This is a genomic window from Mesorhizobium sp. M8A.F.Ca.ET.207.01.1.1 (assembly GCF_004794715.1).
Lineage (GTDB): Bacteria > Pseudomonadota > Alphaproteobacteria > Rhizobiales > Rhizobiaceae > Mesorhizobium.
Window position 1 is genome coordinate 286,169 of record NZ_SRUS01000003.1, and the last position, 20,721, is coordinate 306,889.

General features: G+C 63.3%; 23 protein-coding genes. 12 read left to right on the forward strand and 11 right to left on the reverse strand.

The annotated features are described in order from the left end of the window. Positions 1–29: 29 nt before the first annotated feature. The 8 genes from coaA to hisB form a co-directional block, all read right to left on the reverse strand. The gene (coaA, locus tag EN850_RS10050; protein ID WP_127871187.1) at positions 30–989 is read right to left on the reverse strand and encodes a type I pantothenate kinase; all 960 of its coding nucleotides are present in this window, start codon (positions 987–989) and stop codon (positions 30–32) included. Between the two features lie 24 nt (positions 990–1,013). Then, positions 1,014–1,337, reverse strand: coding sequence for a phosphoribosyl-ATP diphosphatase (locus tag EN850_RS10055; protein ID WP_127280828.1), 324 nt, complete (start codon positions 1,335–1,337; stop codon positions 1,014–1,016). Positions 1,338–1,397: 60 nt separating this feature from the next. Continuing rightward, positions 1,398–2,192 (reverse strand): imidazole glycerol phosphate synthase subunit HisF, encoded by a 795-nt coding sequence (gene hisF / locus EN850_RS10060; protein WP_167531401.1) that lies wholly within the window; start codon positions 2,190–2,192, stop codon positions 1,398–1,400. Next, the gene (locus EN850_RS10065; protein WP_127871189.1) at positions 2,189–3,025 is read right to left on the reverse strand and encodes an arginase family protein; all 837 of its coding nucleotides are present in this window, start codon (positions 3,023–3,025) and stop codon (positions 2,189–2,191) included. Before EN850_RS10065 ends, hisF begins: the two co-directional genes overlap by 4 nt. After that, positions 3,022–3,771, reverse strand: a complete 750-nt coding sequence (gene hisA, locus EN850_RS10070) for a 1-(5-phosphoribosyl)-5-[(5-phosphoribosylamino)methylideneamino]imidazole-4-carboxamide isomerase (RefSeq protein WP_135917604.1) — start codon at positions 3,769–3,771, stop codon at positions 3,022–3,024. Before hisA ends, EN850_RS10065 begins: the two co-directional genes overlap by 4 nt. A gap of 265 nt (positions 3,772–4,036) precedes the next feature. Further along, entirely contained in the window at positions 4,037–4,687 is a 651-nt protein-coding gene (hisH, locus tag EN850_RS10080; RefSeq protein WP_127871191.1) for an imidazole glycerol phosphate synthase subunit HisH, read from the reverse strand. Between the two features lies 1 nt (position 4,688). After that, positions 4,689–5,165 carry a DUF2628 domain-containing protein gene (locus tag EN850_RS10085; RefSeq protein ID WP_127871192.1) on the reverse strand — a complete coding sequence of 159 codons (477 nt, stop codon included), beginning with the start codon at positions 5,163–5,165 and terminating at the stop codon, positions 4,689–4,691. A 4-nt stretch (positions 5,166–5,169) separates the two neighbouring features. After that, positions 5,170–5,769, reverse strand: a complete 600-nt coding sequence (gene hisB, locus EN850_RS10090; protein ID WP_127871193.1) for an imidazoleglycerol-phosphate dehydratase HisB — start codon at positions 5,767–5,769, stop codon at positions 5,170–5,172. Between the two features lie 232 nt (positions 5,770–6,001). Here hisB and hslV point away from each other — a divergent pair, with 232 nt between their 5' ends. From hslV to EN850_RS10115, 5 genes are all read left to right on the forward strand, one after another. Beyond that, positions 6,002–6,553: an ATP-dependent protease subunit HslV gene (gene hslV, locus EN850_RS10095; RefSeq protein ID WP_127279611.1), complete on the forward strand. Its 552-nt coding sequence runs from the start codon at positions 6,002–6,004 to the stop codon at positions 6,551–6,553. Further along, positions 6,543–7,061 carry a GNAT family N-acetyltransferase gene (locus EN850_RS10100; RefSeq protein ID WP_127871194.1) on the forward strand — a complete coding sequence of 173 codons (519 nt, stop codon included), beginning with the start codon at positions 6,543–6,545 and terminating at the stop codon, positions 7,059–7,061. Before hslV ends, EN850_RS10100 begins: the two co-directional genes overlap by 11 nt. 8 nt (positions 7,062–7,069) lie before the next feature. Continuing rightward, positions 7,070–7,669: a DUF2585 domain-containing protein gene (locus tag EN850_RS10105; RefSeq protein WP_127871195.1), complete on the forward strand. Its 600-nt coding sequence runs from the start codon at positions 7,070–7,072 to the stop codon at positions 7,667–7,669. A 4-nt stretch (positions 7,670–7,673) separates the two neighbouring features. Further along, the gene (gene hslU, locus EN850_RS10110) at positions 7,674–8,984 is read left to right on the forward strand and encodes an ATP-dependent protease ATPase subunit HslU (protein ID WP_127871196.1); all 1,311 of its coding nucleotides are present in this window, start codon (positions 7,674–7,676) and stop codon (positions 8,982–8,984) included. A gap of 172 nt (positions 8,985–9,156) precedes the next feature. Further along, complete coding sequence (locus EN850_RS10115) at positions 9,157–10,116, forward strand: DUF1402 family protein (protein WP_127871197.1); 960 nt, start codon at positions 9,157–9,159, stop codon at positions 10,114–10,116. A 242-nt stretch (positions 10,117–10,358) separates the two neighbouring features. Here the strand turns inward: EN850_RS10115 and EN850_RS10125 are convergent, their stop codons facing one another. The 3 genes from EN850_RS10125 to EN850_RS10135 are packed head-to-tail and all read right to left on the reverse strand — an operon-like array spanning position 10,359 to position 13,027. Then, the gene (locus EN850_RS10125) at positions 10,359–11,588 is read right to left on the reverse strand and encodes an FAD-dependent oxidoreductase (RefSeq protein ID WP_135921874.1); all 1,230 of its coding nucleotides are present in this window, start codon (positions 11,586–11,588) and stop codon (positions 10,359–10,361) included. Positions 11,589–11,593: 5 nt separating this feature from the next. Next, entirely contained in the window at positions 11,594–11,908 is a 315-nt protein-coding gene (locus EN850_RS10130) for a MocE family 2Fe-2S type ferredoxin (protein ID WP_127280380.1), read from the reverse strand. Between the two features lie 27 nt (positions 11,909–11,935). Beyond that, positions 11,936–13,027 (reverse strand): fatty acid desaturase family protein, encoded by a 1,092-nt coding sequence (locus tag EN850_RS10135; RefSeq protein ID WP_127280381.1) that lies wholly within the window; start codon positions 13,025–13,027, stop codon positions 11,936–11,938. Between the two features lie 164 nt (positions 13,028–13,191). Between EN850_RS10135 and EN850_RS10140 the strand changes: the two genes are divergently transcribed. From EN850_RS10140 to EN850_RS10170, 7 genes are all read left to right on the forward strand, one after another. Next, entirely contained in the window at positions 13,192–14,223 is a 1,032-nt protein-coding gene (locus tag EN850_RS10140; RefSeq protein ID WP_135883872.1) for a LacI family DNA-binding transcriptional regulator, read from the forward strand. Positions 14,224–14,414: 191 nt separating this feature from the next. Continuing rightward, positions 14,415–15,095 (forward strand): hypothetical protein, encoded by a 681-nt coding sequence (locus tag EN850_RS10145; protein WP_246689170.1) that lies wholly within the window; start codon positions 14,415–14,417, stop codon positions 15,093–15,095. Positions 15,096–15,487: 392 nt separating this feature from the next. Next, positions 15,488–16,429, forward strand: a complete 942-nt coding sequence (locus tag EN850_RS10150; RefSeq protein WP_015314570.1) for a sugar ABC transporter substrate-binding protein — start codon at positions 15,488–15,490, stop codon at positions 16,427–16,429. Positions 16,430–16,539: 110 nt separating this feature from the next. Continuing rightward, on the forward strand, positions 16,540–17,616 hold the full coding sequence (locus EN850_RS10155; protein ID WP_135883870.1) for an ABC transporter permease: 1,077 nt from the start codon (positions 16,540–16,542) through the stop codon (positions 17,614–17,616). 2 nt (positions 17,617–17,618) lie between these two features. Further along, entirely contained in the window at positions 17,619–18,386 is a 768-nt protein-coding gene (locus tag EN850_RS10160) for an ATP-binding cassette domain-containing protein (protein WP_023772158.1), read from the forward strand. A gap of 116 nt (positions 18,387–18,502) precedes the next feature. Beyond that, positions 18,503–19,495 carry an inositol 2-dehydrogenase gene (gene iolG, locus EN850_RS10165; RefSeq protein ID WP_136091153.1) on the forward strand — a complete coding sequence of 331 codons (993 nt, stop codon included), beginning with the start codon at positions 18,503–18,505 and terminating at the stop codon, positions 19,493–19,495. A 345-nt stretch (positions 19,496–19,840) separates the two neighbouring features. Continuing rightward, a complete protein-coding gene (locus EN850_RS10170) occupies positions 19,841–20,629 on the forward strand; it encodes an SDR family oxidoreductase (RefSeq protein ID WP_136091154.1) in 789 nt (262 codons plus the stop codon). The last annotated feature ends 92 nt before the right edge of the window (positions 20,630–20,721 follow it).

The window sequence follows — 20,721 nt, forward strand, 5'->3', positions numbered from 1 at the left end:
CGGTTCGAGCGGAACCGTTTTCTGAAAGCCTAGAGCTTGCGCAGCGCCACTTCCTCGACCAGGTGGTCGGCGCCCTTGCGCAGGATCAAGTCGGCGCGGGCGCGCGTCGGCAGGATGTTCTCGCGCAGGTTCTTCAGGTTGATGTTGGTCCACAGGCCCTCGGCGATTGCCTTGGCCGCATCCTCCGACAGCCGCGAATAGCGATGGAAGAAGGAGTCCGGGTTGCGGAAGGCGGTCTCGCGCAGCCGCATGAAGCGGGAAATATACCACTGGTGGATCAGCTTCTCATCGGCATCGATATAGATGGCGAAGTCGAAGAAGTCCGACAGGAAAGGCACGATCTTGCCGTCCTGCGGCAGCTTGCCCGGCTGCAGCACGTTGATGCCTTCGAAGATCAGGATGTCGGGCCGGTCGATGGTGACGAACTCGCCGGGGATGACGTCATAGGTGAGGTGCGAATAGACCGGCGCGCGGACGTCGGGCAACGCCGACTTGATGCCCGAGAGGAAACGCAGCAGCGCGCCGACATCGTAGCTGTCGGGAAACCCCTTGCGCTCCATCAGGCTTTCGCGGCGCAGCACCTCATTGGGCAGCAGGAAGCCGTCGGTGGTGATGAGGTCGACCTTGGGGCTCGACGGCCATCGCGCCAGCAATTCCTTCAGCACGCGCGCCGTGGTCGATTTGCCGACCGCGACCGAACCGGCGATGCCGATGATGAACGGCGTCTTGGCGACATCGACGGCATTGAAGAAGGCCTGGCGCTGCCTGAAAAGAAGCTGGCTCGCCTCGACATGCGCCGACAAAAGCCGCGACAGCGACAGATAGATGCGCTTGACCTCTTCGAGGTCGACCGGGTCGTTGAGCGACCGCAGGCGGCGGAACTCGTCCTCGCTCAGCGTCAGCGGGGTGTCGGCGCGGAATTGCGACCATTGCTCGGCCGAGAAAAAGCGAAACGGGGAATATTTCTCGGTTGGCGCGAGCTGATCCATCGAGATACCTGCCCTCCCTCGCGGTCAGCCCTTGGGCCGTGACGCCTTCTCGGCGATGCCCGAACGCCCGGTGCGGCCTTCGAGCTCCCTGAGCACGTCGTTCAGCGGAACGCCCGCTATGCCGAGAACGACGAGCCAATGATATATGAGATCGGCGCTTTCCGAAACGAGGCCCTGTTTGTCGCCCTTGACGGCGGCAATCACGGTCTCGACCGCCTCCTCGCCGAGCTTCTGCGCCGCCTTGTCCATGCCGCGCGAAAACAGCTTGGCCGTCCATGAGTCCGGATCGCCGGAATGGGCGCGGTCGCTGACGATTTTTTCCAGGTCGGAGAGCGAAAACTCGGCCATGTCAGTCTATCTTCTTGTTTAAGCCTGCTCTTTTCCGAAAGCCGGTTCAAGGAACATGCTCTAGGACCTGTTTCCCAGCGAGTCCAGCCGCATCGGCAGGCCGGCCGCGGCCATATGCGCCTTGGCTTGCGCGATGGTGTAGGTGCCGAAGTGGAAGATGGAGGCCGCCAGAACAGCCCCTGCATGGCCGTCACGAATGCCTTCGACCATATGATCCAGCGTGCCGACGCCACCCGATGCGATGACTGGCGCACGCACCGCGTCCGATACCGCCCGGGTCAGCGCGATGTCGTAGCCGGCCTTGGTGCCATCGCGGTCCATCGAGGTCAACAGGATCTCGCCGGCGCCGCGATCGACCATTTTTCGCGCAAACTCGATGGCGTCGATGCCGGTCTTTTCGCGCCCGCCATGGGTGAAGATTTCCCAGCGGTCGGCTTCATTGGGCGCCGACACTTTCTTGGCGTCGATGGCGACGACGATGCACTGGTTGCCGAACTTGTCGGCGGCTTCGGCGACGAAATCCGGGTTCTTCACCGCGGCCGTGTTGATCGACACCTTGTCGGCGCCGGCCAGCAGCAATTTCCTGATGTCGGAGACCTGGCGCACGCCGCCGCCGACGGTCAGCGGCATGAAGCATTGTTCGGCGGTGCGGGCGATGACGTCGAAGATGGTCTCGCGATTGTCCGACGAAGCGGTGATGTCGAGAAAGCAGAGCTCGTCGGCGCCGGCGGCATCATAGGCCTTGGCTGCCTCCACCGGATCGCCGGCGTCGATGAGATCGACGAAATTGACGCCCTTGACGACACGGCCGTCCTTGACGTCGAGGCAAGGGATGACGCGGGCTTTCAGCATCAGCGGCCCTCTATCGTGGCAAGCAGATCGTTGAGCAACTGGCCGACCAGCGGCGGCACATCGGCCCGGGCATCGAAGGCCGGATCGTAAGCGGAAACGGTGATGCCGACGACCGGCACCGCAAGCGCCATGGCGCAGGCCGCGTGGCGCAGCTGCTCCGCACTCGGTCCGCCTGACGTGACATAGCGGTTGGCCTGCAGCGCCTTGGGATCATGCACGTCGAGATCGAGATGCATGTGCACGCTGTTGGCGCCGGCGGCCTTCAATTGTTCCGTCGCTTGCGCCACGCCGGGGCATTCCGTCCGGATGACCGGCAATGTTTCGAGAAGTTTTTCCTCCGCCGGATCGAGATCGCGGGCGTTGACGAGCACGCAGCGCGCGGGATCGATCGGCCTGAAGCCGGGAATGGCCGATGCCATCGGGCGCCAGCACAGGCCGAGCACCGTCGACAGCGCCATGCCGTCGAGAAAACCGTATACGGACGTCTCGGGCGTGTTGAGGTCGCCATGCTGGTCGGCCCAGATGATGGCGTCGGCGCCTTCGCCGGCGACCGCGCCGGCACTGGTCAGGCAGTTTCCGGCCAGCACGATGGGAAACCGCCCTCTGTCTCGGGCGATGCGGACCTCGCCCGAGACGGCGTTGCAGACGGCGAAACCCGTGGCGATCTCGCGCTCCTGGTCGTCACCGACCCTGCCGATATCTTCGACCGTGACGTCATGGCCGGCAAGGGTCAAGGCGTCGACCAGCCCGCCCGAGATCAGCGCGTCGGGCCCCTGGCCCATGCCGCCATGATAGTGGCCGCTGTCATAGGAGGCCAGGATGAGCGAAACCTTCACGACCGCGTCTCCGTCGCTGGCCTGCCCTGCAGGATGGCCAGCGCCTCTGCGGGATCGATGCGGCCGTCATAGAGCGCCCGGCCCGAGATGGCGCCTTCGAGCTTTTGTGCGTCGGGCATGGTCATGCGCACGATGTCGGCGATCGAAGCCAGCCCGCCGGAGGCGATGACCGGGATCGACACGGCGTCGGCGAGATCGATGGTGGCGTCCCAGTTGATGCCGGTCAGCACGCCGTCGCGGTCGATGTCGGTGTAGATGATGGCGGCCACGCCGGCGCCTTCGAATTTCCTGGCAAGTTCGATGACGCCGAGGCTCGACGCCTCGGCCCAGCCTTCGACGGCAACCTTGCCGGCCTTGGCATCGATGCCGACGGCGACCTTGCCCGGAAATGCCTTGCAGGCCTGCCTGACCAGATCGGGATCGCGCACCGCCACCGTGCCGAGGATGACGCGGGCCAGCCCACGGTCGAGCCAATCCTCGATCTGCTCCAGCGTGCGGATGCCGCCGCCGAGCTGTACGGGGTTCTTCGTCGCCTTCAGGATCGCGCCGACCGCGGCGCTGTTGACGCTCTGGCCCTGGAAAGCGCCGTTGAGGTCGACGACATGCAGCCACTCAAAACCCTGCTCTTCGAAGGCCTTGGCCTGCGCGGCCGGATCGTCATTGTAGATGGTCGCGGTCGCCATGTCGCCGTGCTTCAGGCGCACGCATTGGCCGTCCTTGAGGTCGATGGCTGGAAACAGGATCATACGGCTTGGGGCTCCTGGAACGTTTGGGCGCCCGAATTGGCCGGTGGAGCGCTGCGATCCATCACAGGTCCGCGCTGCCCCTCATCGCCCTGCCGGGCACTTCTCCCCGTATAGAGACGGGGAGAAGGGGGCAGTTCCGGCCTCGTCGCCTCTTTCAGAATTGTCGAAAACATCGAAGACAGCGTTTTTCTCCCCGTCCTTATACGGGGAGAAATGTCCGGCAGGACAATGAGGGGCAGCGCCAACGGTCGGTGCGGATGGCTCATCAGGGCCTCCAGCGCAGGAAATTCGTGATCAGCGCCAGGCCCAGCGCCTGGCTCTTTTCAGGATGGAACTGCGTGCCGGCCAGATTGTCGCGGGCGACCGTGGCGGTCACCGGGCCGCCATAGTCGGCAACCGCAAGGACCTCGTCGGAGTTTTTCGCATCGAGATGGTAGGAGTGGACGAAATAGGCATGCAGCCCGTCTGGCCCGGTCGGAATGCCGGAAAACAGCGGGTGCCGACGCCTCAATTCGATCGTGTTCCAGCCGATCTGCGGAATCTTCAGCGCCGGATCGGCAGGCTGGATCTCCTTGACGTCACCCGATATCCAGCCGAAGCCGTTGGTGATGGTCTTCTCGAGGCCGCGCTGCGACATCAGCTGCATGCCTACGCAAATGCCCAGGAAAGGCCGGCCCTTGGCGATGGCGACCTCCTCGACCGCCTCCCACATGCCCTCGACGGCGCGCAGGCCGGCCGCGCAATCGGCGTAAGCGCCGACGCCGGGCAGGACGATGCGGTCCGCGGTGCGCACACGGTCGGCATCGGCCGTCAGGTCGATCTCGGCCGCGATGCCGGCCTCACGCGCGGCGCGCTCGAAAGCCTTGGTGGCCGAGCGCAGATTGCCCGAACCGTAATCGATGATCGCAACGCGCATCTCAGCGCCGTCCCGGAATGTGGGTCAGCCCCAGCGCCATGCCGGGCTGCGCCGGGCGCGCCAGAGCGGCATCCGGAACGATGCGCGGCGCGGGTGCCGCTTCATCCGAAAGACCTTCGATCTCAAGGGCATAGCGCATGTCGGCGTCCCCGAGCCGACCGGCCTCGACGACGCCCCATTCATGCCAGCCGCGGCGGCGCATCGCCGCGATGCGCAATCCCTGGCCCTCCAGGCCGACATAGAGCGAGACGAGCAGCGACAGCAGCGAGCCGGCGACGCCGAGGCCAAGTTTCTGACCAAGCATCGAAAGCACGCCCATGATGACAAAGGCCAGCGCCGCTTCGACCCACAGCCGGTGCCAGGCAAGCCACAGCGGCGGCACCAGCAGGCCGAGCCAGGTGAAGCCGTCGCGGACCAACGTCGTCATGTCGACTTTCTCGCTGCGGCCAGGTGGCTCCATCACGACATAGGCGGTCATGAGGCTATCCCTTCAAAGAACCCTTGGTGGAGGGAACCGCGTCGGGCTGGCGCGGATCGCGCTCGAGCGCGGCGCGCAGCGCGCGCGCCACCGCCTTGAAGCAGGTCTCGGCGATATGATGGTTGTTGGCGCCATAGTGGTTGGTGACATGCAGCGTGATGCCGGCATTCTGCGCCAGCGCCTGGAAGAACTCACGCACCAGTTCGGTGTCGAAGGTGCCGATCTTGGGCGACGAGAACGAAACGTTCCAGACCAGGAAGGGGCGGCCCGAGACGTCGATCGCCGCACGCGTCAGCGTCTCGTCCATGGCAAGGTCGATCGAGGCATAGCGCATGATGCCGCGCCGCTCGCCCAACGCCTTGGTCAAGGCCTGGCCGAGCGCGATGCCGGTGTCCTCGACCGTGTGGTGGTCGTCTATGTGCAGGTCGCCCTTGGCCCTGACGGTCATGTCGATCAGCGAATGGCGGGAAAGCTGGTCCAGCATATGGTCGAAGAAGCCGACGCCGGTGGCGATGTCCGATTTGCCGGAGCCGTCGACATGGATCGACACCGAGATGTCGGTTTCCCTGGTCTTGCGGCTTGCATCGGCGGAACGGGGCGCCATCACTCTATCCTTGTGCCAGTGGTTCAGACCGCGACCGGTTCACGGGCCTCAAGCGCTCGCTGGCTTGAAAACGAGAGCCTTCTAGCAGCATGATCCGGCGATTGCCAGTTGCGATCCCGGCCGCTATCGAGCGGTTTGCAATCATTGGCCCCATGCATACATATGGCCGATCAAAGTCACTCGTACCGCGCCAAATCGCCTTTTAAAGGGATGGCGCTGCTCGGAGCAGGAAATGTCCAATGAATTGACCATGCATGCCACGACGATCGTGACCGTGCGCAAGGGCAACAAGGTGGTGATCGCCGGCGACGGCCAGGTCAGCCTTGGCCAGACCATCATGAAGGGCAATGCCCGCAAAGTGCGCCGCATCGGCAAGGGCGGCAATGTGATTGCTGGCTTTGCCGGTGCCACCGCCGATGCCTTCACGCTGCTGGAGCGGCTCGAAGCAAAGCTCGAACAGTATCCTGACCAACTCACCCGCGCGTGCGTCGAGCTCGCCAAGGACTGGCGCACCGACCGCTATCTGCGCCGGCTGGAGGCGATGATGCTGGTTGCCGACAAGTCGGTCTCGCTGGCACTGACGGGCAATGGTGACGTGCTGGAGCCCGAACATGGCGTCATGGCCATCGGTTCGGGCGGCAATTACGCTCTGGCCGCGGCGCGCGCGCTGATGGACACCGACAAGGATGCCGAGGAGATCGCCCGCAAGGCGATGCAGATCGCCTCCGACATCTGCGTCTACACCAACAACAATTTCGTCGTCGAAACGCTCGATGCCGCCTGAGAGGGTGGTGCCCTACGATTTTCGGCCGGTGACCAAAAAGGACCTGCCGATGATCGCCGGCTGGCTGGCCGAGCCGCATGTCGCCGAGTGGTGGGACGATCCGGAGACGGAAATCGCAGAGATTGCCGATCACATAGACAGCATTTCCGTCGAGCCGCTGATCGTGGAGCTCGACGGCAAGCCGATCGCTTATCTCCAAAGCTACGACCCCCATATGGAGGACGATCATCCCTATTCCGATCAGCCGTTCGGCACGCTCGGCATTGATCTTTCGATCGGCCGGCCGGAACTGGTCGGCATCGGCCATGGCTCGGCGATCGTCCGCCAGTTCGTCGAAGACCTGTTCGAGGAAGGCGTGCCGCGCGTCATCATCGACCCCGATCCCGCCAACATCAGGGCCATTCGCGCCTATGAAAAGGCGGGATTTCGGGCCATTGATCGCAGGCAATCGATCTATGGCGACGTCGTGCTGATGGCGATCGACGCCGAAGACGCGCAAGAGGGGTAATCCAGGGCATGGCCACATCCAGCGACGACAAGAGCCTTTCTGCTTACGAGGATAGCTGGCGGATGGGGCTGCTGATCGTCGCCGGCCTGCTCGTCGCCCAGGCCGTCACGCTCTACCTGATGGGCCATCCGCCGATCTGTACCTGCGGTTATGTCAAGCTGTGGCATGGCGTGGTGAACAGTTCGGAGAATTCCCAGCACATTTCGGACTGGTACACCTTTTCCCACATCATCCACGGCTTCCTGTTCTATGCGCTGGCCCGGTTCCTGTTCCCGCGCTCGCCGATCGGCTTGCGGCTGGCATTCGCCGTCCTCATCGAGGGCGGCTGGGAAATCCTCGAAAACAGCCCGTTCATCATCGAGCGCTACCGCGCCGGCACCATCTCGCTCGATTATTACGGGGACAGCATCATCAATTCGGTGTCCGACACACTGGCCATGGTGCTGGGATTTGTGATGGCGCGAAGGCTACCTATATGGGTGATCGTCAGCCTCGCCATCCTCTTCGAACTGGGTACCGGCTATCTCATCCGGGACAATCTGACGCTCAACGTGATCATGCTGCTGCATCCGTTCGAGGCCATCAAGCAGTGGCAAAGTGGAATTTAGTGATATGAGCACATTTTCTCCCCGCGAAATCGTTTCGGAACTCGACCGCTTCATCATCGGCCAGAAGGACGCCAAGCGCGCCGTGGCCATCGCCTTGCGCAACCGCTGGCGCCGCCAGCAGCTCGAAGGCCAGATGCGCGAAGAGGTGATGCCGAAGAATATCCTGATGATCGGCCCGACAGGCGTCGGCAAGACCGAGATCTCGCGCCGCCTGGCGCGGCTGGCCGGCGCGCCGTTCGTCAAGGTCGAGGCGACCAAATTCACCGAAGTCGGCTATGTCGGCCGCGACGTCGAGCAGATCATCCGCGACCTGGTCGAGATCGCCATCGGCCTGGTGCGCGAGAAGATGCGAGAGGACGTCAAGGCGCGCGCCCATGTCAACGCCGAGGAGCGTGTACTGGAAACTCTAGTCGGCAAGACGGCGAGCCCGGCGACGCGCGACAGCTTCCGCAAGAAACTGCGCGACGGCGAACTCGACGACAAGGAAATCGAGATCGAGGTGGCCGACACCGGCAATGGCGGCATGCCCGGCTTCGAGATTCCCGGCATGCCGGGCGCCAATATCGGCGTGCTCAACATCAACGACATGCTGTCGAAGGCGATGGGCGGCAAGAAGACCAAGCTGCGCAAGACCACGGTGAAGGAATCCTACGACCTGCTGGTCGCAGACGAGTCCGACAAGCTGCTCGACCAGGACGAGGTGGTGCGCCGGGCGCTGGACGCGGCGGAGAATGACGGCATCGTCTTCCTCGACGAGATCGACAAGATCGCGGCCAGGTCTGACATTTCGGGCGGCCCTTCGCGTGAAGGCGTGCAGCGTGATCTGCTGCCGCTGGTCGAAGGCACCACGGTGGCGACCAAATACGGGCCGTTGAAGACGGATCACATCCTGTTCATCGCGTCGGGCGCATTCCACGTCTCGAAGCCGTCCGACCTGCTGCCGGAATTGCAGGGACGCCTGCCGATCCGCGTCGAGCTGCGTGCGCTGGAGAAGGAGGACTTCGTCCGTATCCTGACCGAGACCGAGGCCAGCCTGATCAAGCAGTATATCGCGCTGATGAAGACCGAGGGCGTCGAGCTCACCTTCACCGACGACGCCATCGATTCGCTCGCCGGCGTCGCCGTCGACCTCAACGCCAGTATCGAGAATATCGGCGCGAGGCGGCTGCAGACGGTGATGGAGCGGGTGCTGGACGAGATCTCCTACGATGCGCCCGACCGCAACGGCACGGCCGTCACAATCGACGCTGCCTATGTCCAGAAGCATGTCGGCGACCTCTCCAGAAACACGGATCTGTCGCGGTTCATCCTTTGAGCGGCAGCGCCGGACCGTTCCGGCGCGGGATCCGGTGACACCTTCCGGCAGGAGCCATGTGTGGCCAGATGGTACCATCTGGCCACCTTTCGTCTCGCCGGATGATGACGCGCTCTCGACTCAACCAAGAGCAATACCCTAGTTTGCGCGGCAATTCTCTAGGCGGCGGCGCATGAAAAAACTCATCCTGGTCATTCTCGGCTTGACGCTGGCGGCGACGCTGTTCGCCGCCGATGCGGCGACATTGGTGCCGGCGGGAAACCGCAATGCCGAGCAGCCGGACATTCCCGGCGCCTCAAGCCGACGCACGCAGGCGACCAACACCACCTTCCAGGCGAAGTACCGCAAGGTCTACGCGCTGCTGCAGAACGACGCCGATCTGCGCGCCAAGATCAAGAAGGCGGCAAGCGCCTATGGCATCGACCCCTTGCATATCGTTGGCGCCATCGTCGGCGAGCACACCTACAATGTCGACGCCTATGACCGGCTGCAGACCTACTACGTCAAGGCGATCTCCTATCTCTCGAGCAAGCTCTCCTTCGCCTATGACGGCGAGGACATTACCGATTTCGTGCAGCGACCGGAATTCAAGAAATGCGCCGCGATTTCGGACAGCTACGATCTGTGGGAATGCCGCGAACAGGTCTGGAACCGTTCGTTTCGCGGCAAGACAGTCGGCGGCGAGGATTTCCCCGACAACCGTTTCGGCGCCACCTTCTTCCAGCCCTACTATGCCGGCCAGACCTTCGGCCTCGGCCAGCTCAACCCGTTGACCGCCCTGCAGATGAGCGACCTCGTGCACAAGGTGTCCGGCTTGCCGAAGCTCGACGTCTCCGATCCCAACTCGGTCTACAAGACCATCATGGATCCGGACCTGACGCTGCCATATGTCGCGGCGACGATCAGGAAGTCGATCGACGCCTATAAGAGCATCGCCGGCTTCGACATTTCGGGCAATCCAGGACTGACCGCCACGCTCTACAATGTCGGCAATCCGGAGCAGCGCGCCTATGCGCTGAAGGCTGAAAACGGCAAGCGCCGCGCCGCCGGCGAGCCGGAGAAGCTGCCGGAAGAGAATTATTACGGCTGGCTGGTCAACGACAAGCTGCCGGAGCTCAGGGCGCTGTTCTAGCGGCTCCGGCGTGGTGGCATTAGCTCGTTGACGCCTGCGCCGCCCCTCATTGTCCTGCCGGACATTTCTCCCCGTATAGTGACGGGGAGAAAGATGCTGATATCAATGATTTCGCCAATTTTTAGCGGTGCATGATGAATTGCGGCGAGGGTGCCACAGCTCCCTTCTCCCCGTTCTGCGGGGAGAAGATGCCGGCAGGCAGATGAGGGGCGGCGCCGCCATCGGCGAGCCGATGCGACCGTTCAGGCCGCCAGCAACGCCTTCAGCTTGACGTCAGGCGATTCTAGCGCCTCCACCGACGGCTTCGCTCGCTTGCCGATCAGCATTTCGGCGAGCCTTATGTCGCGGGCCACCGCATTGCCCGGGCCGATGCCGCTGGCCGCCACCAGCCTGCCGTCCTCGGCCAGATGAAACAGGATGAAAGCGCCGTCGTCGAGATCGCGACGCACCGTGCTGCGGCCTTCGTCGGAAAGTCCGGCGATCTGCAGGGACAGGCCGTACTGATCCGACCAGAACCACGGCACCGCCGCATGCGCCTCGCCGGCGCCAAGCATGTTCCTGGCCGCCAGCGCGCCCTGTTCCTGCGCATTGCGCCAGGCTTCCAGCCGCACGCGGCGGCCGCCGTAGACGGCGAGCGGAAACGAGCAGCAATCGCCGGCGGCGAAGATGTCGGGATCGCTGCTGCGCAGCTCGGCGTCGACTGCGATGCCATTTTCGATGGCCAGGCCGGCTTCCGCCGCGAGTTCGGTCACGGGCACGGCGCCGATGCCGATGACGGCGAGGTCGGCTGATATCTCGCGCCCGCCGGCAAGCATCACTCGCACCTCCTTGCCGTCGTCGGCGATGGAGGCGATGCCTTGCCCGCAGACCACGTCGACACCCTCGGCGACATGCGCTTTGTGAATGATTTCGGCGATCTCGGCCGGAACGCCACGCATCAGGATGCGCGGCTGCGCCTCGATGACGGTGACCGAAGCGCCGAGCTTGCGCGCCGCCGCGGCAAGCTCGAGGCCGATGAAGCCGCCGCCGATGACGGCGATGCGGTTGCCGGCACGAAGATGGGCGCGAATGGCCAGCGCGTCGGCGAAGGTTCTGAGATAGACGCAGCGCCCGCCAAGGCCAGGCATCGGCAGCTTGCGCGGCGTCGAGCCGGTGGCGAGCAGCAGCTTGTCGTAGGGCAGCGCCGAGCCGTCGGACAGGCGCACCGTGTGCGCCGCGCGATCGATAGCCACGGCCTGGACGGAATGGATATGCCGGATCGATTTTTCGGCCAGCACCTCGTCGCTGGCGATCGCCTTGATTGCCGGCGCGTCGCTGGCCATCGCCTCCTTGGACAAAGGCGGCCTCTCATAGGGCAGATGCGGCTCGTCGCCGACCAGCGTCACCGGCCCGTCATAGCCGAGATCGCGCAAGGCGAGTGCGGCCCGACCGCCGCATTCCCCGGCTCCGATGATCACCATCCCGCGTGCCATGCCGGTCACCCGATCTGAACGAGGACTTTGCCGGCGTCGACCTTGACCGGATAGGTCTTGATGTTGACGCAGACCGGCGCGCCCCTGGCCGCGCCGGTCTTGTAGTTGAAGCGGCCATTGTGCTTGGGACATTCGATGATGTCATCCATCACCAGCCCGTCGGCGAGATGCACCTTCTCATGCGTGCAAAGTCCGTCGGTGGCGAAATACTCGTCGTCCGGGCTGCGATAGATGGCGAAGGTGCGCCCGCCATGATCGAAGCGCATCACGTCCTCTTCATCGATGTCACCGGCGGCGCACGCCTCGACCCAATCGCTCATTCAATCCTCCCCTCGAGTCGTTCGATGTCATTCCGCCGCCGTGGCGACGGCGTCGTTGTGGAATTCCTCGCGGTATGGCCTGGCGGTCGGCGGCAGCTCGCGCTTGAGGAAATAGTCCTCGTTGCGCAGCTGGCGGCGGAAGACCGGGATCATCTCGCGGTAGCCGGCCAGGATCGATCGCGTCGGCGCCGGCAGATCGTGCTTGATCAGCGCGTGCAGCCTGGGCAGCGCATGGTAGGGCACCATCGGGAACATGTGATGCTCGACGTGGTAGTTCATGTTCCAGTAGATGAAGCGGCTGATCGGGTTCATGTAGACGGTGCGGCTGTTCAGCCGGTGGTCGGTGACGTTGTCGGCGAGGCCGCCATGCTGCAGCAGGCCGACCATGACATGATGCCAGGCGCCGTAGAGCCTGGGCAGGCCGACCAGCATCAAGGGCAGGAACGATCCGGTGTAGAGCGCCAGCGCGATGGTCGCGGCATAGATCGCCGTCCAGATGCGGGCAATGCGGATCGCCTTCTGCTGTTCCTGCTCGGGAATGAAGGTCTTCTCGGCCGCGCTGATGTTGCCGGCGGCGTTGCGCAGCATGTCTGACATCGCGTGCCAGGCGTCGAGCACGCCGACAAAACCGAGGACGAGGCGCACCAGGTCCGGCGGCCGCATGACCGAAATCTCGGGGTCGCGGCCGACGATGATGGTGTCGGTGTGATGGCGCGTGTGGCTCCAGCGCCAGGTCACCGGATTGCGCATGATCATGAAGCAGGCGACCTGATAGATCGCATCATTCATCCACTGCGTGCGGAACGCCGTGCCGTGGCCGCATTCGTGCCAGCGTGAATCGGTGGATGAGCCGTAGAGCACACCATAGGCGAAGAAGAACGGTACGCACCACCAGCTGCCCCAGAACCAGGCGCCGCCGGCGCCGCTGATGATGAGGGCGGCCAGCCAGATCACGGTGTCGCGGATCGCCGGGCCATCGGAGCGCTGCATCAGCTCCTTCATCTGCTTGCGGGGAATGTCGGTGTGATACCACTCTGCCGCCGACAGGCCGTTTTCGACGGCAAGTCGGGCGTCGCGGCCGATCAGGCTATAATCACGCCGGGACGGCGCTGCGGTCATGATTGCCTCCCAAGGCAGGGGCATTCGCCATGCGAATGCCGATCACCACTGGTTTCATGCTTAGAAATAACGCCGCGCCATGATAGACTCAACGTCACAAAGATAGTTTCTATCATTTCCTATCAAAGTGGTATATCAATACCAGGCAATCGAACGGGGCGATCATGGCGAAACGGCCGACCATAACAGATCTGGCGCGCGTCTCCGGCGTCAGCGTCGCCACGGTGGACCGCGTGCTCAACAATCGCTTGCCGGTTCGCGAGGAAACGGCACGCCGCGTCTACGAGACCGCGACCGAGATCGGCTATCACGCGGCCGGCCTGATCAAGCAGCGTATGCGCCATGAATTGCCGGAATACCGGCTCGGCTTCCTGCTTTTGAGAGGCAACGATGTCTTCTACACGGAGTTCGCGCGGCAACTCGAACTCGCGGTGTCGCAATCGCAGCGCTTTCGCGGCGTCGCGATCATCGACTTCGCCGTTTCGCTGACGCCGGACGAAATCGTCGAGCGCACGCGCAAGCTGGCGGCCAAGTGCAAGGCCGTCGCCCTGGTCGGGCCGGATCACCCGGCGCTGACGGTCATTGTCGAGGAGATGAAGGCCAGGGGATTGCCGGTTTTTTCGCTGCTGTCCGACTTCGCCGCCGGCATTCGCGAGGGCTATGTCGGCCTCGACAACCGCAAGGTCGGGCGCACGGCAGCCTGGATGATCTCGAAAGCGGCGAAGCGGCCGGGCAAGGTCGCGCTTTTCGTCGGCAGCCACCGCTTCCACGGCCATGAACTGCGCGAGATCGGCTTCCGCTCCTTCTTCCGCGAACAGGCGCCGGACTTCACCCTGCTCGAAACGCTGGTCAATCTCGAGGCCAACCAGATCACGCAGGACACGCTGCTCGACCTGCTCGGCCGTCATCCGGACCTCGTCGGCTGCTATGTCGCGGGCGGCGGCATGGAAGGCGCGGTCGCGGCGCTTAGGCAGGCCAAGCCAGCAGAGATGCCAGCGGTGGTCTGCAACGAGATATCGGCGGTCTCGCGATCCGCCCTGGCGGACGGGGTGCTGACCATGGTGATCTCCACGCCGCTGGCGGCTTTGTGCCGCGAACTGCTCGATCTCATGGCGCACGCCATCGAGACGGGCGCGGCTAACGCTCCCGGCCAGACCTTCCTGCCGTTCGACATCTACCTGCCCGAGAACATCTAGCGAGCCAGGGCTTTCAGCGCGTCGCCCGACGGGGGCATCCAAATTTGACGCATTAATGATTGCTAATATATACATGCCCGATGGGCGGAGATGGGTTTGGGTACATCGCTTTTGGGAGCGACGAGCTCTATGCGCGTGGCGCGCTCTTCAGCGCCCTTCGCCTGCTTTACTATTGCCCGGATGCCAGGGTCATGGTCCTGACCGACAGGCCCTCCATTTTCGACGGCTATCCTATCGAAACGATCGAGCTAACGGCCGAGAGAAAGGCCGAGATGTCCTTCGGCAATCGATACAGGTTTGGCATCAAGGCAGCCGGCATCGTCGATTTGCTGCGGCGTTGCGAGCGCCTGTTCTTCATGGACACGGACATGTATCCGACCGGCGACATATCGCGATGTTTCAGGCGAATTACAGCGTTGTCCTCGATAATGTGGCGGTGCGAAGGGCGCCCAAAGGCCCCTTATCGAGCGCTCGAAGGCAAAGGGCTCTCAATTGGAGGCCACATCCTGACCGGAGATGAAACCATGTGGGCGAGCGGCGTCCTTGGCGTTCATCATAACAACATTCCCGCGCTGGAGCGAGCATACGCCGCCAGCGAGAGAGTCAGTGAAATCGTGCGTTTGCATACCCCGGAACAATTCTGCATCGGCGTCGCGCTATCACAGGATGGGCGAACGATCAGCCGCCAGCAGCTGCCTATCCGCAATTACACCACCACCGGAACAAAGCTTCACGCCGGAAGGCGAATTGGAGTTTTCTTCGATGTCAGCGGCAAGCTCAGCGTCGAACAGCAGGTGAGGCAGGCGGCGGGATACAGGGTCTGGAGAGCGCCGCTCGATCTCTTGCTGCAGAGAGACATCTGGCATTTCTGAACTGCCATCGCCTGTCGACGGCATCCAGGGAACGGACCTGGCGCTGATGCCATAGGCCTCGCCGCCGGCGCCGGGCGTGCGCCTGTCTGCTCCGCCGCCAAGCCAGCGGCATTCTTCCGGCAGCATCCGCACACCGTCGACGCGTCCGCCAAAATCGCACGTCCGGTTTTGGAATCGCCCTTGACGCCTCCCGACGAAATGGAATAAATATTTCATCAGTGATGTATTTTGGTCCTTACGTTCCGGGAACATCTGTTTCAAACAGAGGCTTTGGCGTTCCAGCAAACGGCAGGCGCCACCGGGGAGAAGACAATCGGGAGAGATTCCCCGGGGAGATCGGGGATTCCGGAGAAATCGGTGCAACCGGACACCAAAGTGGAGGAGAGATTAAAATGAAGAAACTGCTTTTGGGCGTCGCCTTCGCGGCGCTGATGAGTTCATCGGCCATGGCCGCCAAGATCGGCGTCTCGATGGCCAAGTTCGACGACAATTTCCTTACCGTGCTGCGCAACGGCATGATCGAGCAGGCCAAGGGCATGAGTGGCGTCGAGCTGCAGGTCGAGGACGCGCAGAACGACGTCGCCAAGCAACTCGACCAGATCAAGAACTTCGCCGCTTCGGGCGTCGACGCCATCATCGTCAACCCGGTCGACACCTCGGCCACGCAGGCAATGTCGGATGCGGCCGCCGCGGCCAAGATCCCGCTGGTCTATGTCAACCGCCAGCCGGTCAATGTCGACACGTTGCCCGACAACCAGGCCTTCGTCGCTTCCAATGAGGCCGATTCCGGCACGCTCGAAACCAAGGAAGTCTGCCGCCTGTTCAAGGAAGCCGGCAAGAAGGAAGCCAATGTCTATGTCATCATGGGCGAGCTTTCCAACCAGGCCGCCGTGCAGCGCACCAAGGACATCGACGATGTCATCGCCACCCCGGACTGCAGCTTCATCAAGATCATCGACAAGCAGACCTCGAACTGGGATCGCGACCAGGCGCAGAACCTGATGACCAACTGGCTGTCGACCGGCAAGAAGTTCGACGGCGTCATCGCCAACAATGACGAAAGCGCCATCGGTGCCATCCAGGCGATGAAGGCCGCCAACATCGACATGAAGTCGGTTGTCGTCGGCGGCGTCGACGCCACCCAGGACGCGCTTGCCGCCATGCAGGCGGGCGACCTCGATGCCACCGTGTTCCAGGATGCAGCCGGCCAGGGCGCGGGCGCGCTGGATGCGGCGCTGAAGCTCGCCAAGGGCGAGAAGGTCGAACACAAGGTCTATGTCCCGTTCCAGCTGGTCACGCCTGCGAACATCGACAAGTTCTTGAAGAAGAACTGAGCCGCGGACATACGGAGCGGCGCTCTCGCGTAAAGGCAGCGCCGCTCCTCTTCCCCCTCGGCGCCTGAAAGGTGCTCGAGGAACGACCGCGGCTGACGGAGGATAGAAGATTGGCACAGACATCTCACGGCGTCGGCGGCGTCGGCTATGACGCCAGGAAGCGTACATGGCCGGCCGAATTCAACGTCTTCCTGGCGCTCGTCATCCTCGTCGTCATCTTCGAGCTGATCGGCCGGATCTTTCTCGGCGACAGCTTCCTGTTCAACACCCGCAGCGACGTCTCCGGCATCTTCAACGAGGCGCGGCTGCAGATCATCATCCTGCAGGTGTCGATCGTCGGCATCATCGCCATTGGCGTCACGCAAGTGATCATCACCGGCGGCATCGACCTGTCCTCGGGCTCGATCGTCGGCGCGACCGCCATGATCGCCATGAGCTTCGCCCAGGTCGCGACCGTCAACGGCAATCCCAATCCCAAGGCGATGTTCCTGGCGCAGGGCTGGACCGACCTGCCGGTGATCGTCCCGGTGCTGGTGGCGATCGGCTGCGGCCTGCTCGCCGGCCTCGTCAACGGCGCCCTGATCGCTTACACGCGCATCCCGCCCTTCATCGCCACGCTCGGCATGATGGTCACCGCGCGCGGCATCGCCAAATGGTGGTCGAAGGGGCAGCCGATATCATTCCCGACAGACAGTTTCGCGGCAATAGGCAAGGGCCTGATGCCGGTCATCATCTTCCTGTCGCTGGCCGCGCTGTTCCAGCTCATCATGACCTATACCCGATACGGCAAGCACTGTTACGCGATCGGCTCCAACGAGGATGCCGCGCGCATGTCCGGCATCAAGATCGCCAACCACAAGATCCTCGTCTATGTCATCGCCGGCATTCTCGCCGCGCTCGCCGCCGTGGTGCTCTCCTCCAAGAACCTCACCGCCCAGGCCGGCATGGGCGTGATGTACGAACTCGACGCCATCGCCATGGCGGTCATCGGCGGCGTCTCGCTGTCGGGTGGCCGTGGCTCCATCATCGGCACGGTGATCGGCGCGCTCATCTTCGGCGTCATCATCTCCGGCTTCACCTTCCTGCGCCTCGACGCCTACTACCAGGAGATGGTCAAGGGCGTGATCATCGTCGGCGCGGTCGTTCTCGACCAGTGGCGCCAGCGCATGCGGGCATTGAGGGCTTGACCATGTCAGACATCGTCCTGAAGACCGAAAACCTCACCAAGCGCTATGGCGGCGTGCATGCACTTGAAGGCGCCAATTTCGAGCTGCGCAAGGGTGAGCATGTCGCCATCATGGGCGACAACGGCGCCGGCAAGTCGACCTTCGTGCGCCAGATCACCGCCGTCGAGCAGCGGACGAGCGGCCAGGTCTGGTTTGACGGCAAGGAAGTGAATTTCGCCGGCCCGATCGAGGCGCGCGAGGCGGGTATCGAGACGGTGTTCCAGAACCTGGCGCTGGCCGACGATCTCGACGTGCCGTCCAACCTGTTCCTCGGCCGCGAAAAGGTGCTGTTCAATCTGGGGCCATTCTCGATCCTCGACCGCAAATACATGCGCAAGGCGACCGAGGCGGCTCTAGTCCGCACCGCGGTGAAAATTCCCAATTTGTCCAACACCATCCGCCACATGTCGGGCGGCCAGCGCCAATGCGTGGCGATCGCCAGGACGGCCACCTTTGCCTCCAAGCTGATCATCATGGACGAGCCGACGGCGGCCCTTGGCGTGCAGGAGACGGCGCAGGTCGAAAACATCATCCGCACGCTGAAGGACAATGGCGAGCCGCTGATCCTGATCAGCCACAACATGCGCCAGGTGTTCGACCTCTGCGACCGTATCGTCGTGTTCCGGCGCGGCCGCATCGTTGCCAATCTGCGCAAGGAGAATACCGACGGGCAGGACATCGTCTCCTACATCACCGGCGCCAAGACCGGGGAGGCGGAACTCGCGGCCTAAGGGCCGGGCGCGGCGGCGATGGTCATCGCCTTCCCGTCGATTTGTCTTGACCGGAAAATCATCCAGCGCCCATGACCGGCGCCCCGCTTCGAACCATCCCCTAGAGGAAAATTTCCATGACTGTTCGCTTCGCCCTCCTTGGTGCCGGCCGCATCGGCAAGGTCCACGCCCGCGCCGTGGGTTCCAACCCCCAGGCAAAACTGGTCGCCGTTGCCGACGCCTTCGAAAAGGCGGCAAGCGAACTGGCGAGCGCCTATGGCGCCGAGGTGCGTACCATCGACGCCATCGAAAAATCGAAAGACATCGACGCGGTCGTCATCTGCACGCCGACCGACACGCATGCCGATCTGATCGAGCGCTTCGCCAAGGCCGGTAAGGCGATCTTCTGCGAGAAGCCGATCGATCTCGACGTCAAGCGCGTCGAGAAGTGCCTGGCCGTGGTCGACAAGGCCAAGGCGACGCTGATGGTCGGCTTCAACAGGCGCTTCGACCCGCATTTCGCCGCCGTGCGCAAGGCGATTGACGACGGCGCCATCGGCACGGTCGAAATGGTCACCATCACCTCGCGTGATCCCGGCGCCCCGCCGCTCGACTACATCGCGCGCTCCGGCGGCATTTTCCGCGACATGACCATCCATGATTTCGACATGGCGCGCTTCCTGCTCGGCGAGGAGCCGGTGGCGGTCAGCGCCCATGCCTCGGTGCTGGTCGACAAGAAGATCGGCGAAGCCGGCGATTTCGACTCGGTCAGCGTCATCCTCGAAACCGCATCGGGCAAGCAGGCGGTCATCTCGAATTCGCGCCGCGCCACCTATGGCTACGACCAGCGCATCGAGGTGCATGGCTCGAAAGGCATGATAGCTGCCGAAAACCAGCGCCCGGTGTCGATCGAGTTGGCCAATGAGAAGGGCTATACGCGCCCGCCGCTGCACGACTTTTTCATGACCCGCTATCTCGACGCTTATGCCAATGAGATTGCTGCCTTCATCACGGCGGCGACAAAGGGCAAGAAGGCAGCGCCAAGCGGCGCCGATGGCCTTGTGGCACTGAAGCTGGCGGACGCGGCGCTGAAATCGGCGACGACAGGCAAGACAGTGCGCCTAGGCTAGACAGTAAGGTCGTCGATCTACAGGGCTTTATGACTAGCCGTAACATCCATCATGTCGTCATCCACGGGCGAAGCAAGGAGCGAAGCGACGCGGCGCAGACCCGAGGATCCATTCCGTTACATAGAAGCGGCTCCAACGGTTCAGAATTTTGGTCCGCTGCGTTCTTCGGCAGAGGTCACGGAATGGATCCTAGGGTCTCCGCGACGGAGCTTCGCTCCTGCTTCGCCCTAGGATGACGACGTTGGGGATGCTTCGACCAAGTTTCCCAACGTTGCGATAAGGCACCGAAGAAACCTCAATGAATCTCATGAAACTGTTGGCAGTCAAGAACCCAGGAGCAGAGCAATGAGCACCGATCGTAATTCACAGACACGCGCCATCGTCACCGGCGGTGCGCAAGGCATCGGCTTCGCCGTCGCCGAGGCACTCGCCGACGAGGGCTGCCGGGCGCTGGCGCTCATCGGCCGCTCACAGGAGAAGGGCGACAAGGCGGTCGCCATCCTCGAGAAGTCGGGCGTCGACGCCATCTTCATAAGCGCCGACGTTTCCAAGGTGGCCGAGTGCAAGCGCGCGGTCGCCACCGCGCTCTCGCATTTCGGTACGATCAACGCGCTGGTCAACGCCGCCGCCACCTCGGCGCGCGGCTCGCTGGTCGAGACATCAGAAGAGCTTTTCGACCAGATCTTCGACACCAATGTGCGCGGCCCCTTCTTCCTGATGCAGGGCGTGGTGGCGCATCTGCTGGAGAAAAAGGCACCCGGCTCGATCGTCAACGTGCTGTCGATGTCGGCGCATACCGGCCAGTCCTTCCTGACGCCCTATTCGACCAGCAAGGGCGCGCTGATGACGCTGACCAAGAACGTCGCCAACGCCTATCGCTTCAACCGCATCCGCTGCAACGCCGTGCTGCCCGGCTGGATGGACACCGAGGGCGAGGACATCGTGCAGAAGAAATGGCACGGCGCGCCCGACGACTGGCTGGCGAAGGCCGAAGCGGCCCAGCCGATGGGCCAGTTGGTGAAGCCGGGCCAGCTCGCGCGGCTGATCAGCTACATGGTCAGCCCGCAATCGGGCGTCATGACCGGATCGCTGGTCGACTACGACCAGAGCATCGCCGGCTCGTCGCCGGAATAGTGCCGACGTTGCGGCTGGCCCTTTCTCCCCGTCACTATACGGGGAGAAATGCCCGGCAGGGCAATGAGAGGCAGCACCGACTTTGACAGTTA

Excerpts from the sequence above, each read along its gene's own strand:
- EN850_RS10150 (WP_015314570.1), top strand. The coding sequence starts at position 15,488 with ATGAAGAAACTGCTTTTGGGCGTCGCCTTCGCGGCGCTGATGAGTTCA.
- hslU (WP_127871196.1), top strand. The coding sequence starts at position 7,674 with ATGAGCACATTTTCTCCCCGCGAAATCGTTTCGGAACTCGACCGCTTC.
- EN850_RS10115 (WP_127871197.1), top strand. The coding sequence starts at position 9,157 with ATGAAAAAACTCATCCTGGTCATTCTCGGCTTGACGCTGGCGGCGACG.
- hisA (WP_135917604.1), bottom strand. The coding sequence starts at position 3,771 with ATGATCCTGTTTCCAGCCATCGACCTCAAGGACGGCCAATGCGTGCGC.
- EN850_RS10135 (WP_127280381.1), bottom strand. The coding sequence starts at position 13,027 with ATGACCGCAGCGCCGTCCCGGCGTGATTATAGCCTGATCGGCCGCGAC.
- coaA (WP_127871187.1), bottom strand. The coding sequence starts at position 989 with ATGGATCAGCTCGCGCCAACCGAGAAATATTCCCCGTTTCGCTTTTTC.
- hisB (WP_127871193.1), bottom strand. The coding sequence starts at position 5,769 with ATGGCGCCCCGTTCCGCCGATGCAAGCCGCAAGACCAGGGAAACCGAC.
- EN850_RS10145 (WP_246689170.1), top strand. The coding sequence starts at position 14,415 with ATGGTCCTGACCGACAGGCCCTCCATTTTCGACGGCTATCCTATCGAA.
- hisH (WP_127871191.1), bottom strand. The coding sequence starts at position 4,687 with ATGCGCGTTGCGATCATCGATTACGGTTCGGGCAATCTGCGCTCGGCC.
- EN850_RS10125 (WP_135921874.1), bottom strand. The coding sequence starts at position 11,588 with ATGGCACGCGGGATGGTGATCATCGGAGCCGGGGAATGCGGCGGTCGG.
- EN850_RS10100 (WP_127871194.1), top strand. The coding sequence starts at position 6,543 with ATGCCGCCTGAGAGGGTGGTGCCCTACGATTTTCGGCCGGTGACCAAA.
- EN850_RS10130 (WP_127280380.1), bottom strand. The coding sequence starts at position 11,908 with ATGAGCGATTGGGTCGAGGCGTGCGCCGCCGGTGACATCGATGAAGAG.
- EN850_RS10160 (WP_023772158.1), top strand. The coding sequence starts at position 17,619 with ATGTCAGACATCGTCCTGAAGACCGAAAACCTCACCAAGCGCTATGGC.
- EN850_RS10085 (WP_127871192.1), bottom strand. The coding sequence starts at position 5,165 with ATGACCGCCTATGTCGTGATGGAGCCACCTGGCCGCAGCGAGAAAGTC.
- EN850_RS10170 (WP_136091154.1), top strand. The coding sequence starts at position 19,841 with ATGAGCACCGATCGTAATTCACAGACACGCGCCATCGTCACCGGCGGT.
- hslV (WP_127279611.1), top strand. The coding sequence starts at position 6,002 with ATGTCCAATGAATTGACCATGCATGCCACGACGATCGTGACCGTGCGC.
- EN850_RS10140 (WP_135883872.1), top strand. The coding sequence starts at position 13,192 with ATGGCGAAACGGCCGACCATAACAGATCTGGCGCGCGTCTCCGGCGTC.
- EN850_RS10055 (WP_127280828.1), bottom strand. The coding sequence starts at position 1,337 with ATGGCCGAGTTTTCGCTCTCCGACCTGGAAAAAATCGTCAGCGACCGC.
- iolG (WP_136091153.1), top strand. The coding sequence starts at position 18,503 with ATGACTGTTCGCTTCGCCCTCCTTGGTGCCGGCCGCATCGGCAAGGTC.
- EN850_RS10105 (WP_127871195.1), top strand. The coding sequence starts at position 7,070 with ATGGCCACATCCAGCGACGACAAGAGCCTTTCTGCTTACGAGGATAGC.